This window comes from Actinomyces sp. Marseille-P3109 (assembly GCF_900323545.1).
GTDB lineage: Bacteria > Actinomycetota > Actinomycetes > Actinomycetales > Actinomycetaceae > Actinomyces.
On the sequence record NZ_OOHN01000008.1, the window covers coordinates 615,246 to 629,174 of the forward strand.

Annotated in this window: 12 protein-coding genes; 11 read left to right on the plus strand and 1 reads right to left on the minus strand. The window is 71.0% G+C overall.

Translation table 11 applies throughout. The features are described 5' to 3' along the window. Window positions 1–141: 141 nt before the first annotated feature. The 9 genes from miaB to BQ8008_RS03025 all read left to right on the plus strand — a co-directional run bounded on the left by miaB (window position 142) and on the right by BQ8008_RS03025 (window position 10,085). A complete protein-coding gene (gene miaB / locus BQ8008_RS02985) occupies window positions 142–1,803 on the plus strand; it encodes a tRNA (N6-isopentenyl adenosine(37)-C2)-methylthiotransferase MiaB (RefSeq protein WP_108832736.1) in 1,662 nt (553 codons plus the stop codon). An 80-nt stretch (window positions 1,804–1,883) separates the two neighbouring features. Beyond that, the gene (locus BQ8008_RS02990) at window positions 1,884–2,504 is read left to right on the plus strand and encodes a TetR/AcrR family transcriptional regulator (protein WP_108832737.1); all 621 of its coding nucleotides are present in this window, start codon (window positions 1,884–1,886) and stop codon (window positions 2,502–2,504) included. 58 nt (window positions 2,505–2,562) lie between these two features. After that, window positions 2,563–3,567 carry a type I glyceraldehyde-3-phosphate dehydrogenase gene (gap, locus tag BQ8008_RS02995; protein WP_108832738.1) on the plus strand — a complete coding sequence of 335 codons (1,005 nt, stop codon included), beginning with the start codon at window positions 2,563–2,565 and terminating at the stop codon, window positions 3,565–3,567. A gap of 212 nt (window positions 3,568–3,779) precedes the next feature. Then, window positions 3,780–4,250 (plus strand): YbjN domain-containing protein, encoded by a 471-nt coding sequence (locus tag BQ8008_RS03000; RefSeq protein WP_108832739.1) that lies wholly within the window; start codon window positions 3,780–3,782, stop codon window positions 4,248–4,250. Continuing rightward, window positions 4,250–5,113: a YbjN domain-containing protein gene (locus BQ8008_RS03005; RefSeq protein WP_108832740.1), complete on the plus strand. Its 864-nt coding sequence runs from the start codon at window positions 4,250–4,252 to the stop codon at window positions 5,111–5,113. Before BQ8008_RS03000 ends, BQ8008_RS03005 begins: the two co-directional genes overlap by 1 nt. A gap of 5 nt (window positions 5,114–5,118) precedes the next feature. Next, the gene (gene miaA / locus BQ8008_RS03010) at window positions 5,119–6,114 is read left to right on the plus strand and encodes a tRNA (adenosine(37)-N6)-dimethylallyltransferase MiaA (RefSeq protein WP_108832741.1); all 996 of its coding nucleotides are present in this window, start codon (window positions 5,119–5,121) and stop codon (window positions 6,112–6,114) included. A gap of 10 nt (window positions 6,115–6,124) precedes the next feature. Then, a complete protein-coding gene (gene dapF / locus BQ8008_RS03015; protein WP_108832742.1) occupies window positions 6,125–7,075 on the plus strand; it encodes a diaminopimelate epimerase in 951 nt (316 codons plus the stop codon). 73 nt (window positions 7,076–7,148) lie between these two features. Beyond that, window positions 7,149–8,549, plus strand: a complete 1,401-nt coding sequence (gene brnQ / locus BQ8008_RS03020) for a branched-chain amino acid transport system II carrier protein (protein ID WP_108832743.1) — start codon at window positions 7,149–7,151, stop codon at window positions 8,547–8,549. A 36-nt stretch (window positions 8,550–8,585) separates the two neighbouring features. Further along, complete coding sequence (locus BQ8008_RS03025; protein ID WP_108832744.1) at window positions 8,586–10,085, plus strand: MFS transporter; 1,500 nt, start codon at window positions 8,586–8,588, stop codon at window positions 10,083–10,085. Between the two features lie 44 nt (window positions 10,086–10,129). Here the strand turns inward: BQ8008_RS03025 and BQ8008_RS03030 are convergent, their stop codons facing one another. Then, a complete protein-coding gene (locus tag BQ8008_RS03030) occupies window positions 10,130–10,762 on the minus strand; it encodes a class I SAM-dependent methyltransferase (protein WP_108832745.1) in 633 nt (210 codons plus the stop codon). Window positions 10,763–10,794: 32 nt separating this feature from the next. Here BQ8008_RS03030 and BQ8008_RS03035 point away from each other — a divergent pair, with 32 nt between their 5' ends. Together BQ8008_RS03035 and hflX are read left to right on the plus strand one after the other, a co-directional pair. Further along, complete coding sequence (locus BQ8008_RS03035) at window positions 10,795–12,168, plus strand: MFS transporter (RefSeq protein ID WP_108832746.1); 1,374 nt, start codon at window positions 10,795–10,797, stop codon at window positions 12,166–12,168. A gap of 146 nt (window positions 12,169–12,314) precedes the next feature. Further along, complete coding sequence (hflX, locus tag BQ8008_RS03040; protein ID WP_108832747.1) at window positions 12,315–13,907, plus strand: GTPase HflX; 1,593 nt, start codon at window positions 12,315–12,317, stop codon at window positions 13,905–13,907. Window positions 13,908–13,929 lie beyond the last annotated feature (22 nt).

Here is a 13,929-nt window from a genome sequence, read left to right on the forward strand (position 1 = left end):
TAGTGAAGGAGCCTGCATCCGCGCAGCAGAATGGAAGCGGCGCTCCGTGAGGCTCAGGTCGAGGACGATCAGCCGTGCATCTGGTCACGACGGTCCGTCAGGACTGGGGCGGGGCCCCACCGCCACCTACACTGCTCGGCGATGACCACGCTCGCCACCACCGCCCCCGCTCTTGACGCCCGCGGAGCCCTGCCGCGCACCTACCACGTGCGCACGCTGGGCTGCCAGATGAACGTCCACGACTCCGAGCACATGGCGGGTCTGCTGGAGGGGGCCGGCTACCTGCGCGTCGAGGACGTGCCCGAAGCGGCCGCCCGAGCCACCGACGCCGGTGACGGCGGGGCCGACGTCGTCATTATCAACACCTGCTCCGTGCGTGAGAACGCCGCCACCAGGCTCTTCGGCAACCTGGGCCAGCTCGCCGCCGTCAAGCGCGAGCGCCCCGGCATGCAGATCGCCGTGGCCGGGTGTCTGGCCCAGCAGATGGGGGAGGGGATCGTCGAGCGCGCCCCCTGGGTCGACGTCGTCTTCGGCACCCACAACCTCGACGTCCTGCCCGCCCTGCTTGAGCGCGCCCGGCACAACTCGGCGGCCGCCGTCGAGCTCGAGGAGTCCCTCAAGGTCTTCCCCTCCACCCTGCCCACCCGCCGCGAGTCCGCCTACGCCGCCTGGGTCTCCATCGCCGTGGGCTGCAACAACACCTGCACCTTCTGCATCGTGCCCTCCCTGCGCGGTAAGCAGCGCGACCGCCGTCCCGGTGATGTCCTGGCCGAGGTCGAGGCTGTCGCCGCCCAGGGGGCCATCGAAGTGACCCTCCTGGGGCAGAACGTCAACTCCTACGGAGTCGGCTTCGGCGACCGCGGCGCCTTCGCCAAGCTGCTGCGAGCGGCCGGGGGAGTCGAGGGCATCGAGCGCGTGCGCTTCACCAGCCCCCACCCCGCCGCCTTCACCGACGACGTCATTGAGGCCATGGCCACCACCGAGGCGGTCATGCCCAGCCTGCACATGCCCCTGCAGTCGGGATCCGACCGGGTTCTGCGGGCCATGCGGCGCTCCTACCGCACCCAGCGCTTCCTGGGCATCCTGGACAAGGTCCGCGATGTCATGCCCGACGCGGCCATCACCACCGACATCATCGTCGGCTTCCCCGGCGAGACCGAGGAGGACTTCCAGGCCACGCTCGACGTCGTCGAACGCGCCCGCTTCGCCTCGGCCTACACCTTCGAGTACTCCCCGCGCCCGGGCACGCCCGCCGCCGACCGCGACGACCAGGTCCCCGCCGAGGTCGTCAAGGACCGCTACCGGCGGCTCGATGCACTCGTGCGCCGCATCGCCCGTGAGGAGAACGAGGGGCAGGAGGGGCGCGTCGTGGAGGTGCTCGTCGCCGAGGGCGAGGGGCGTCGTGACTCGGTGACCGCGCGTATCTCCGGGCGCGCAGCCGACAACCGGCTCGTCCATGTGGCCCTGCCCGAGGGCCTGGCCGAGGACGACTACGCCGGTGGGGCCCCGCGTCCCGGCGACATGGTGAGTGTGCGCGTCACCCACGGCGCCCCCCACAACCTCATCGCCGACTCGGCCCGCTGCGGGCGGGAGCCGGACCCGGTTGCCGCGGCCGCCAACGAGGCGCTCAAGCCCGGTGACCGCCTCTGGCTCGACGACGGACCCGTTCTGTTCCAGGTGCGGCGCACCCGCGCCGGCGAAGCCTGGGAGCGCCGTCAGGCCGAGGCCTGCGCCGCGCCTGAACCCGACACCGCCCCGGTGAGCCTGGGCCTGCCCACTCTGCGGGTGGGCGCCCCCGCCTGAGCGGTCCCCGCCTGGAACCCGCACCAACCTGCACCGCGAGACGTGACGGAGCTTGACACTTGCCTACTGTACCTAGAGGTATGTACAGTGCTGGTGTGGACTCGAGAGAGAAGCTGGTTGAGGCGATGGCCGAGCTGATGTGGGAGCGTGGCTACAGTGCCACGAGCCCGCGAGCGGTTCGCGAGCTCTCCGGCGTCGGCCAGGGGAGCATGTATCACTATTTCCCCACCAAGCGGGACCTCGGGCTGGCGGCCCTGGATCACAACTGCCGGGTCCAGCTGGATTCCTGGAAGGCTGCGATCAAGGACCTCGAGGATCCGCTCGAGATCCTCAGCGCCTACCTCACCCTTCCCCGTGACCCGCTCAAGGGTTGTCGAGTCGGTCGGATGGCCCAGGACAAGGCGGTGGTGGCCGACGACGGTCTTCGTGAGCCGGTCGCCGAGGCCTTCGCCCGGCTTCGCGAGATGCTGGTCGTTGTCATCGGTGCGGCCAGGTCGCAGGGCCGTCTGCCGGCGGACCTTGAGCCGGACCATCTTGCTCGCACGATGGTCGCCGTTGTTCAGGGCGGTTACGTCCTGGCCATGGCCGAGCAGGACAGGGCCCCGTACGACGCGGCCTGTCAGGGCGCCCTCGAGCTGCTCCGTGCCGCAGCCGGGGCCGCTGGTGGGGCTCCCGGTGACGACGGGTCCGCTTCCTCCTGAGCCTTGCACGTCGGCGTCGGTGTCCTCCGGCGCCTCCCTTGACCGAAGGAGAAGGAACATGACTATTCGTATCGGTATCAACGGCTTCGGACGTATCGGGCGCACGTACCTGCGTGCCGCGCTGGCAAGTGGGGCGGACGTCGAGGTCGTCGCCGTCAACGACCTGACCGACTCGGGCACGCTGGCCACGCTCCTGGAGTGGGACTCGGTGGCCGGGCATCTCGACGGCGTCCTTGCCGACGGCGGCGACCTCGAGGTCGGCGGGCGGACCATCAAGGTCTTCTCCGAGCCGGATCCGGCCAAGATCCCCTGGGGCGAGGTCGGGGCCGACGTCGTCATCGAGTCCACCGGGTTCTTCGTCGACCGGGACAAGGCCGCCCAGCATCTCGAGGGCGGTGCCAAGAAGGTCATCGTCTCCGCGCCCGCCAAGGGCGACGTCCCCACCTTCGTCCTGGGGGTCAACGACAACCGGCTGGATGTCTCCGCCGCCGACGTGTTCTCCAACGGGTCGTGCACCACGAACTCCCTGGCCCCGCTGGCCAAGGTGCTCAACGACTCCTTCGGGGTCGAGAGCGGTCTCATGACGACGATCCACGCCTACACCGGTGACCAGCGGCTTCACGACGCGCCCCACAAGGACCTGCGTCGGGCGCGCGCTGCCGCCGTCTCCATCGTTCCCACCTCCTCGGGGGCCGCCCGGGCCATCGGTCTGGTCATCCCCGAGCTCGACGGGCGTCTGACCGGCGCTTCCATGAGGGTGCCGGTCCCGGTCGGCTCGATCACCGACCTCACCGTGGTCACCTCCCGCCCGGCAACGGTCGAGGACGTCAACGCGGCCTTCCGCGAGGCTGCCGATCATGGGCCGCTGGCCGGCTACCTGCAGTACTCCCAGGCGCCGATCGTCTCCCACGACATTGTCGGCAACCCGCACTCCTCGATCTTCGATGCGCCTCTGACCGAGGTGATTGGCGGCCAGGTCAAGGTCTTCGGCTGGTACGACAACGAGTGGGGATTCTCCAACCGCCTCGTGGAGTTCTCCCAGAGGATCGGCGAACAGCTCTAACACATGAATCGGCCTCCCCAGGGCGCAGCGCTCGTGACGGCGGTGCGGGCTCAGTGACGGTTCCGGTCTCAGAGCCCGCACCCGTTGCGTCCGGCGGTGAGTGATGGGAAAGGGCCGGGACGCCGTTCGAGGGTCCTGCCCGTTTTGCGCTGACGGTGGAGCGGGCCGAATGCGGTGGGGAGGAGGCCGCTCACCCCGCTAGGCTGGGAAGCATGCCCAGTTCCGACGCCAGCTCTGCTGCCGCCGCCACGGTCCCCAGGCCCGTGGACGTCGACCGTATCCACGAGTGCGTCAAGCGCCTGGGGCTGCGCTACTTCATCGATGACGAGGGCGACATCGGCATCCCGTGGCGATACGTCACCGTCCACGCCATCTTCCAGGACACCAGGGCCGTCCAGATGCGCGGGATCTGGCACCGCATCGCCGATACCGAGCACCTGACCCAGCTACGCGCCCTGGTCGAGGACTGGAACACCACCCGGATCGGCCCCAAGGCCTACCTCACCGTCGCCGACGGCGGCGTGGTGCGCCTTCACGGCGAGTACACCTACCCCCTCGAGGCAGGGATGACGGACAGGCAGCTCGAGGACTTCGTCTTCGGCGGCTGCCGGCTCATCGTCGCCCTCATGCACGAGGCCGAGGAGCAGTTTCCCGACGAGCTGCGAGGAAGCCTGGAGCCCTGATGCCGCGACTGCAACGCCTCACCGACTTCATCGCGCGGCTCCTGGGCAAGGAGTGGGACGTGCGGGCGCTGGACCATCAGCGAGGGATCCAGCAGAGCCACCGTCAGAGCCCTCAGCAGGAGTCCCCGACCGTTCCCGGCGACGCCGGGACCCCCGGCCGCACCGAGGAGTCGGGAGCGCCGCGTGCTTCCGGGGCATCAGCCGGCTCACCGGACCCAACGAGCTCGGCGGACTCAGCCGACTCGACGGCTCCAGCGGTCACCGAGGACTCGGCGAGCCCATCGGGTCGAATATCGGATCGGGCCAAGGCAGCCGCCTCGACAGAGGCCTTCGACGCCTCGCGCACCTGGCCGAGCCGATCAGGCCGACCGGATGAGCACGCCTCAGGGGAGTGCGACGTCGCCGGTCGCTCTCTGGGTGCAGAGCCGACCGATGAGGCCACCGATCCGCTCACCCTGGCCAGGATCGAGTCCATGCTCACCGGCCCCATGGATTACAACGTCCAGCTGGCCGACGACCGCGAGCACCCCTGCCTCCTGGGCACCTGGGACTCCTTCCCCTTCGTCATCGAGATCCCCGAGGGCCACGACGGCTGGCTCCTGGTCTCCGGTGACTGGGAGGAGGCCGCCCCCGCCTCCCAGCGCGACGAGATCGCCGCCAGCGTCAACGACTGGAACCGAGACAAGTTCTTCCCCACCGTCGGCGTCGTCGACACCCCCGTCGGACCACTGGTGCGAGCCACCTACCTCACCGACCTGTCCGCCGGGGTCTCCGACGCCCAGCTCCGCCTCCACCTGGACACGGCGCTGTCCTCCTGCACCCAGGCCCTCAGCCTGGTGGGCCCCCTCCTGCCGGAGATCTGAGCCCCGTGATCCCAACGGGCCCAAGCACCCGCCGGCTTCCGCGGGTGGCGGTGATCGGCCCCACCGCCACCGGAAAGTCCGACCTCGCCCTCGACCTGGCCGAGCAGGCCCAGGTGAGCGGGCCGGCCGCCCGTGCCGAGATCATCAACGCCGACGCCTCCCTGCTCTACCGAGGCATGGACATCGGCACCGCCAAGCCCAGCCCGGCCGAGAGGGTCCGCGTCCCCCACCACCAGATCGACGTCCTCACCGTCAGGGACCGGGCCAGTGTGGCCGCCTTCCAGCGCTCGGCCCGCAGTGACATCGACGCCGTCGAGTCCCGAGGGCACCTGGCGATCATCGCCGGAGGCTCGGGCCTGTACGTGCGGGCCCTCACCGACGGGCTCGACTTCCCCGGCACCGACCCGGCCGTGCGCACCCGCCTGACCGAGCGCGCTGAGCGCGAGGGGACCCCCGCCCTCTACGCCGAGCTGGTCCGGCTCGACCCAGTGGCCGCCGAGCGGATCGAGGCCTCCAACACCCGCAGGATCGTGCGCGCCCTGGAGGTCATCGAGATCACGGGGCGTCCCTTCTCCGCCTCACTGCCCCGCTACGAGGACGTGGCCCCCACCGTCCACATCGCTCTGCGCTGCGAGCGCCGGCTCCTGGACACCCGCATCAATGCCCGCGCCCACGCCATGTTCGAGCGAGGCCTCGTGGAGGAGGTCGAGACCCTCATCGACCAGGGCCTCAGACAGGGGGAGACCGCCTCGCGCGCCATCGGCTACTCCCAGGCGCTCGCGGTCATCGACGGAACCATGAGCGTGCCTGAGGCCATCGCCTCCACCGCCCTGGCCACCCGCCAGCTCGCCTCCCGCCAGATCAAGTGGTTCCGCCGCGACCCGCGGGTGCAGTGGATCGACGTCGCCCTCACCGAGGAGGGCCGCTGCACCGACGCCGAGCGCTCCCGGGTGACCAGGCAGGCATGGGAGCACGTTCTCGCATCTCACGGCGTCGCTTAGGCTAGGGGCCATGCCGCACTCGACAGGTCTTCGTGGCCGTGAGCTCATCAAGGGCCACGCGACCCTCAACGACTTCCTCATGCTGGTCGACCCCAGCTGCGAGGTCGCTGTCAGCGGCGCCGATATCGCTGCGGTCTGCGACCGTCACGGAGGTATCGGCGCCGACGGATTCGTGCGCGTCGTGCGGACCACCGCTCTGCCCGGTGCCGGGGCCTTCACCGCGGCCGTCCCCGAGGCCGAGTGGTTCATGGACTACTACAACGCAGACGGTTCCGTGGCCGAGATGTGCGGCAACGCCACCCGCCTGTTCGCCCACGTGCTGGACAGCGAGGGCCTGCGACCCATCGCCGACGGCGAGTCCGTCACCATCGGTACCCGTGGCGGGGCGCGCACCGTCACCCGCCTGGGAGACCTGTGGACCGTGGACATGGGGCCTGCGCGTCTCACACGCCCCCGTCAGGCGCAGGAGGAGGGCTGGGACATGACCGTCGTCGTGCCCGGCCTCATGGGGGAGCGAGCAGCCTTGAGCGTCGAGATGCCCAACCCTCACGCCGTCGTCGCCCTGGGGGAGGAGAGCGAGCTCGAGGCGGCCTCGTTCGCCGGGCTCACCGACTCCGCAGCCCCGGTCGTCTACAACCCTCCCCTCGAGACCGGTACCAACCTCGAGCTGGTCGTGCCACTGGGGGAGGAGATCGACCCCGACACCCAGGCACCGGTCGGCATCGCCCGCATGCGCGTCCTGGAGCGCGGAGTGGGGGAGACGCTCTCCTGCGGAACGGGGTGCTGCGCCGTCGCCGTCGCCCTGCACACCTGGACCGGACCGGGTGCCCCCGAGGACTACCGGATCCTTGTTCCCGGCGGACAGATCGGGGTGCACGTGGGCGCCGATCCCCTGGCTGAGGACAGCACCGTGCTGCTGACCGGACCGGCCACGATCACTGGACGGGTCACCATCGCCTGACAGCCCCAGACCCGCCCCGACCAGTTCCCGGACGTCGCACCGACGCCGCATCCGAGAAGAGAAACCAACCACCATGACCCAACCATCCAGTCGCACCACCGTCGGCACCATCCTGCCGACCGGCCTGATGCTTTTCGCCCTGTTCTTCGGGGCCGGCAACCTCATCTTCCCTCCCCTGCTGGGGGCGGCCTCGGGCAGGTCCTTCATTCCGGTCATGGTGGGCTTCATCGCCACCGGGGTCCTCATGCCCCTCATCACCGTGGTGGCCGTCTCCACCTCCGGTGAGGGCATCCTCGGCCTGGCTCGCAGGGTGGGGCCCCGATTCGGTCTGGTCATGCCGCTGGCGGTCTACCTGGCCATCGGCCCGCTCTACGCCATCGCCCGCGTCACCACGGTCGCCTACGAGCTGGCGACCCGCCCCATTCTTGAGCTGTGGGGCTTCCACGACTCCCGCCTGGCCCTCCTGGTGCACGTGACGGTCTTCATGGGAGTCGCCTTCGGCATCGCCCGCAGCCCGAGTCGCCTGGCGGACCGCGTCGGCCGCTGGCTGACACCCGCATTGCTGGCTCTGCTGGCCCTCCTGTGCGGGGTCACCGTGCTGATGGCCCCCGGGGTGGAGCGCGAGGCGATCGAACCCTACGCGAGCGCGCCCCTGACCACCGGGCTGACCCAGGGTTACCTCACGATGGACGTCCTGGCAGCCAGCGTCTTCGGAATCGTGGTCATCACCTCCCTGCGCGAGCGGGGCCTGACATCCTCCAAGGGGCTGGTGCGCGGCACGATCCTGTCCGGCTGCATCGCCGCGGCGCTGCTGGGGCTGGTCTACATCGGCCTGGCCGTGCTGGGAACCCGCACCAGCGGAGAGATCACCACCGACACCAAGGACGGCACCGAGCTGCTGCGCAACGCCGCCTCCTCCACTCTGGGGACCTCCGGCGTCGTCATCTTCGCCGCCATCGTCATCCTGGCCTGCCTGACCACGGCGGTGGGGCTACTGGCCTCCTGGGCCGGCTACGCCTACACGGCCTGGCCCTCGGTCTCCTTCAACCGGCAGCTCGCCGCCTGCGCCATCGTCTCCTTCACCTTGGCCAACCTGGGACTGAGTGCCATCCTCAAGATCGCGGGACCGCTGCTGAACCTCCTCTACCCCTTCGCCATCGCCCTGGTCGCCGTGACGCTCGTCGACGCCCTGGCCCCCGGACGGCTCAGGGCCGCCTACCAGTGGTGCGTCATCACGGCCGGAGCCTTCGGATCCGTCTCCGCGATCACCGCCGCCGGCTGGGAGGGACCCAGCGGGCTGCTGGCGCGCACCGGGCTGTGGAACGACTCCACCGGCTGGATCCCGCCGGCCCTCATCGCCCTGGGCATCGGCATCGTCCTCGACATCCGGTCCGGAGCCTGGTCCACGCCGGCACCGGAGGAGCCCAGTCAGGTCCAGCACGACGTCGAGCACGCCGCGGCCTCACAGCTCTGAACCGCTCCGAGCAACGGAGCGCGGTAGCCTCTCGGGGTGCCCAGCTCACGACCCTCAGCCTCCGACGCGCCAGAGGCCCCGGAATACCACAGCAGGCTTCTGCCGACGCTGCTCATCCCCGCCTTCGTCTCACTGCTGGCCGTCTCCTCGGTCAACGTCATCCTGCCGGCCGTCTCCCACGACCTCGCCGCCGGCACCGCCGGCCTCCAGTTCGTCGTCTCCGGCTACGCCCTCGTCTTCGGGGTCGTCCTCGTACCGGCCGGCAGAGCCGGCGACGTCATGGGACGGGGACGGATCTTCGTCATCGGCATGCTCCTGTTCGGAGCCGGGGCGTTGGCCTCGGGCCTCGCCCCCGATGTCGTCACCCTCAACCTGGCCCGAGTGATCATGGGAGTCGGGTCAGGGCTGCTCAACCCGCAGGTGGCCGGCATGATCCAGCAGTACTACTCCGGTGAGGCCAGAGGGCGGGCCTTTGGCCTCTTCGGCGCCGTCATCGGGGTCTCAGTGGCAGTCGGCCCGGTGATCAGCGGTGGTCTCATCGGCTGGCTCGGAGGTGACTGGGGCTGGCGAGCCTCCTTCCTCATCAACGTCCCCTTCGTACTGCTCGGAATCTGGGCCGCGCGCCGCTACCTGCCGGACTCCGCCTGGCGCCATCAGGACGACGAGGGCCATAACGGTCGGCTTGGCGGGATGGACGCGGGCACGGGCGGGGTGCCCCGCCGGAGCAGGATCGACCTTGACCCGGTGGGGATGGGGCTGCTCGCCATGGGCACGCTCCTGGTCATGATCCCCTTCATGGAGGCGTCGGCCGGTGCCTGGGTCTGGAGCCTGGAGGTGGCCGGCATCGGCGTCATCGGCGCCTGGGTGGCCTGGGAGAGGCGTTACCAGGCCCGGGGCGGCGCCCCCATGGTGGACCTCGGCCTCTTGACCATCCCCTCCTTCGCCTACGGGAGCCTGGCCATCGCCATCTACTTCCTGGGTTACACCTCCGTGTGGATCATCGTGGCCCAGTACGTCCAGGCGGGACTGGGCTCCACCGCACTGGCCAGCGGACTCATCGGCGTACCCGCCGCCCTGGCGGGATCGGTCGCGGCCGCCGTCGCCGGCCGCCGCGTCATCCGGGTGGGGCGCGCCATGGTGCTCGGGGGCATGGCGGCCGGCATGGCCGGGTTGCTGGCGAGCGTGGGCATCATCCACATGCACGCGCACGCCGGCTGGAGCCCCTGGTGGCTGACACTGACGCTCCTCGTGCTCGGCGTGGGTCAGGGTCTCGTGGTCTCCCCGAACCAGACCCTCTCCCTGGCCGACGTCCCACTGCAGTACGCCGGAGCCGCGGGCGGCATCCTCCAGACCGGCGAGCGCATCGGCGCCTCCATCGGCATCGCAGCCATCACGGGCCTGACCTTCCGCGTCTCACACTCCTCGGGCTGGGACGCCGCCGCCCAGGCGGGTCTGCTGGCCGTCGTGGCCGCCATCGCCGTGGCTGCCGGGGTCGCCGTCATCGACCTGCGCCTGGCGGCCCGACGACGGCGGTAGACGCTGGTAGACGGTGATAACCGTCCGCGTCGCGAGCGGGCGGTTCAGGCTTCGGCCGACTCGTTCTGCCCGCGGCGCACCCGCAGCACCCGGAAGCCCTTCGACGACGCCTGCCGGCTCACGTCCCAGTTCTGATCGGTCAGCCACCTCGCCAGCGAGTCGGCCCCCAGGTTCTTGAGGACCACCAGCCAGGCCTCGCCGTCGGCTGACAGGTGCGGCAGCCAGGTGAGCAGCAGCTCGTGCAGGGCCTCCTTGCCGATGCGCACCGGCGGGTTGGACCAGATGAGGTCCACCGTTCTGGAGGTCTCTCGCAGCTCGGTCAACAGCGCCTCGGCCGGGGATGTGCGCACGTTGTCCAGGCCTGCGGCCTCGGCGTTGCGGGCGGTCAGGGCCAGCGAGCGCTCATTGACATCGACCGCCAGAACCGTGGCCCCGGGGGCGGCCTCGGCCAGGGCCAGCGTGATCGGTCCCCAGCCGCAACCCAGGTCGAGGAAGGTCCCGGCCTCGGGCGGATCGGGGACATGGTCGAGGAGGGCCTGGGTGCCCTTGTCGAGGCGGTCGGCGCTGAAGACGCCCGAGGCCGTGACCACCGTGCGCTCGACGCCGCGGATCGAGAACCGGTGAGTGCGTTCCTCGGCCTCGACGGCGGGGGAGGCGGTGAAGTAGTGCTCGCTCACGCCCGCCAGGCTACCCGCGTACTCTGACGGGCATGACCGCCCCGCCCAGCTCCTCGACCAGTCCGTCGATCAGGGCGCTCCTGGGCTCACGGGCGGGGCACCTGGCGATGGCGGTGCTCGTCGTCGAGCTGCTGGCGGGCATGCAGGTCTACCTCAACCAAACGGTCCTGCCGCTGCTGGCCACCGAGATGGACGCCCGCAACACCTACGGTCTGGTGACCGCCGCGGCCCAGGTTCCCGCCTTCCTCACGATGCCGCTGGGCGGGGCCATGCTCACCCGGTGGCGGCCGGCCCGCCTCATGACCGCGCTCACCGTCCTGCTGGTGGGCGGCGCCGTCGTCGGAGCCCTCGCCCCGAACGTCTGGGTGTACGTCCTCGGGGAGATCCTGCGGGGTCTGGCCGCCGGGGCCCTGGCGACCGCGACCATGGGGGTCATGGTTGCCGGCCTGCCCGACGCCTGGAGACGACTGTGCCTGGCGGCGGGCTCGGGCATGTGGGTCGTGGCGGCCCTGGCCGGCCCCGTCTACGCCTCCGGTATCAGCGCCTCCTGGGGCTGGCGCTGGGCCCTCGTGGCCTACCTGCCCGTGCTCGTCGCTGCCCGGGCCGTCATGGCCACTCAGATCCGCGACCTCAGCCTGGATGAGGAGACGGGGCACGACGAGGCGGTGCCATGGCTGCCCGCCCTGGCCATGGCCGCGGGCGTGGCGCTCATCGGGGCGCTGCGCGCCTCCAGCCCCTGGTTCTGGCCCGGCGTCGTCGTCGGCACCGCGTTGGTGATCTGGTCATGCTCACGCGTCCTGCCGGATGGGACCCTGCGCCTGGTACCCGGCCGGCGCGCGGGCATCGCCACCCTGATGTGGGTGTGCGCCTTCTTCCTGACCCTGGACTACCTGGTGGCCCCCAGCGCCCACGACGTCCTGGGCATGACCCCGACCCAGACCGGCTGGGCGCTGACCGCAGGCGGCATCGGCTGGTCGGTCGTCGCGATCGCCTGCGGGACCCGCCCGGCCCGTGAGCCGGAGGCCTATCGGCGCCGCACCACGCTGGCCGCGGTCTTCTTCATGGTCGGAACCACGCTCATGGTGGTCACGGTTCTGGGTCGACCGGACTGGTGGGGGCTGTCCGTGGGATACGGCGTGGCCAGCATCGGCATGGGCCTGACCCACCTGGACACCATGAACCGAGTCGTCACCGATCCCGCCCGGCCCGACGGCATCACCCACGCCCAGGCCGCCACCGCCGTGACGATCGCCGGTGCGGCCGGCGGCGCCGTCCTGGGGACGGCCGCCACGGCCTTCGTCGCCCCCACAGCATCCGGCGTCGAGACGGACCGGCTGTGGCCGACACTCGTCGTGCTCGCCGCGGGGCTCCTCCTCACCCCGCTGCTGGCCCGACGCGCCGCCTGAGCGCGCGGGTGGCCTCGCAGGCCCGCGGGCAGTAGCATCGCCCCCATGTGGATCCTTCGTATGCGCTGAACCGGTAGCCGACGTCGCTCCCGGAAGAACCACCGCGCCCCATCGAGGGGGCGCAGGCATACGATGAAGGACTTCTTGTGACCCAGTACCACTCCAGCACTCCCTCGGCCCCCGACGACGCAGACGTCAGTGACGCTCCCAACGGCCGCGATATCCATGACGTCGTCGCCCGAGTCCTCTCCCGGACCGGAACCGCCCTGGCCTCCACGGCCGCCCAGCACGAGCAGGCGGACGGCCACCAGGACGGCGCCGACGACGGCGCCCTCGAGCGCGAGGCCCGCGCCGCCCGCCGTCGCGTGGCCGGACTGTCCACCGAGCTCGAGGACGTCAGCGAGGTCGAGTACCGCCAGGTCCGCCTGGAGAAGGTCGTCCTGGTCGGCCTGGAGCTGCCCCGCCCTCACGCCTCCTCGCCGGGCGGCAGCGGCCTTCAGGTGCGCGACTTCCAGGACGCCGACACCTCCCTGCGCGAGCTGGCCGCCCTGGCCGAGACCGCCGGCAGCCAGGTCCTCGACGCCCTCATCCAGAGGCGCGACCACCCCGACCCGGCCACCTACCTGGGCAGCGGCAAGGCTCGCGAGCTGGCCGACGTGGTGGCCGCCGCCGGAGCCGACACTGTCATCGTCGACGGCGAGCTCGCTCCCTCCCAGCGCCGTGCCCTGGAGGACGTCGTCGGCGTCAAGGTCGTCGACCGCACCGCCCTCATCCTGGACATCTTCGCCCAGCACGCCAAGTCCCGTGAGGGCAAGGCCCAGGTCGAGCTCGCCCAGCTCGAGTACCTCCTGCCGCGCCTGCGCGGATGGGGCGAGTCCATGTCCCGTCAGGCCGGAGGTCGCGTGGCCGCCGGCCAGGGCATCGGATCACGCGGCCCCGGAGAGACCAAGATCGAGCTCGACCGGCGCCGCATCCGCCAGCGCATGGCCCGGCTGCGCCGCGAGATCCAGGCCATGGCTCCCTCCCGTGAGACCAAGCGCGGTTCGCGCCGACGCGGCGCCATCCCCTCGGTGGCGATCGCCGGCTACACCAACGCCGGCAAATCCTCCCTCATGAACCGGCTCACCGAGGCCGGCATCATGGTCGAGGACGCCCTGTTCGCGACCCTCGACCCCACCGTGCGGCGGGCCGAGACCCCCGAGGGGCGCACCTACACGCTCACCGACACCGTCGGCTTCGTGCGCAACCTGCCCCACGAGCTCATCGAGGCCTTCCGCTCCACCCTGGAGGAGGTGGCCGGAGCCGACCTCGTGCTCCACGTCGTCGACGCCGCCCACCCCGACCCTCTCAGCCAGGTGGCGGCCGTGCGCACCGTCCTGTCCGAGATCCCCGGCGCCCTGGACGTGCCCGAGCTCATCGTCCTCAACAAGATCGACCTCGCCGACGCCGTCACGCTGGCGGCGCTGCGCACCCGCCTTCCCGGAGCGGTGGCCGTCTCGGCCCGTACGGGGGAGGGGATCGAGGAGCTCCGGGCCCGCATCGAGCAGATGCTGCCCCGACCTCAGGTGAGTATCGACGTCGTCGTGCCCTACTCGCGCGGTGACCTCGTCTCCCGGGTCCATGCCGAGGGCGAGATCGACACCGTCGACTACGTGGAGACGGGGACCCGGCTCGTGGCGCGCGTCGGCGCCGCCCTGGCAGCCGAGATCGAGGACGCCGCCGGCGCCCCCGTCGGCTGAGCCCACCGTGACCCGAACCGAG

Coding starts and splice junctions, on each gene's coding strand:
- dapF (WP_108832742.1), top strand. CDS start 6,125: ATGCCGCACTCGACAGGTCTTCGTGGCCGTGAGCTCATCAAGGGCCAC.
- BQ8008_RS03005 (WP_108832740.1), top strand. CDS start 4,250: ATGCCGCGACTGCAACGCCTCACCGACTTCATCGCGCGGCTCCTGGGC.
- BQ8008_RS03000 (WP_108832739.1), top strand. CDS start 3,780: ATGCCCAGTTCCGACGCCAGCTCTGCTGCCGCCGCCACGGTCCCCAGG.
- brnQ (WP_108832743.1), top strand. CDS start 7,149: ATGACCCAACCATCCAGTCGCACCACCGTCGGCACCATCCTGCCGACC.
- BQ8008_RS03035 (WP_108832746.1), top strand. CDS start 10,795: ATGACCGCCCCGCCCAGCTCCTCGACCAGTCCGTCGATCAGGGCGCTC.
- gap (WP_108832738.1), top strand. CDS start 2,563: ATGACTATTCGTATCGGTATCAACGGCTTCGGACGTATCGGGCGCACG.
- miaB (WP_108832736.1), top strand. CDS start 142: ATGACCACGCTCGCCACCACCGCCCCCGCTCTTGACGCCCGCGGAGCC.
- BQ8008_RS02990 (WP_108832737.1), top strand. CDS start 1,884: ATGTACAGTGCTGGTGTGGACTCGAGAGAGAAGCTGGTTGAGGCGATG.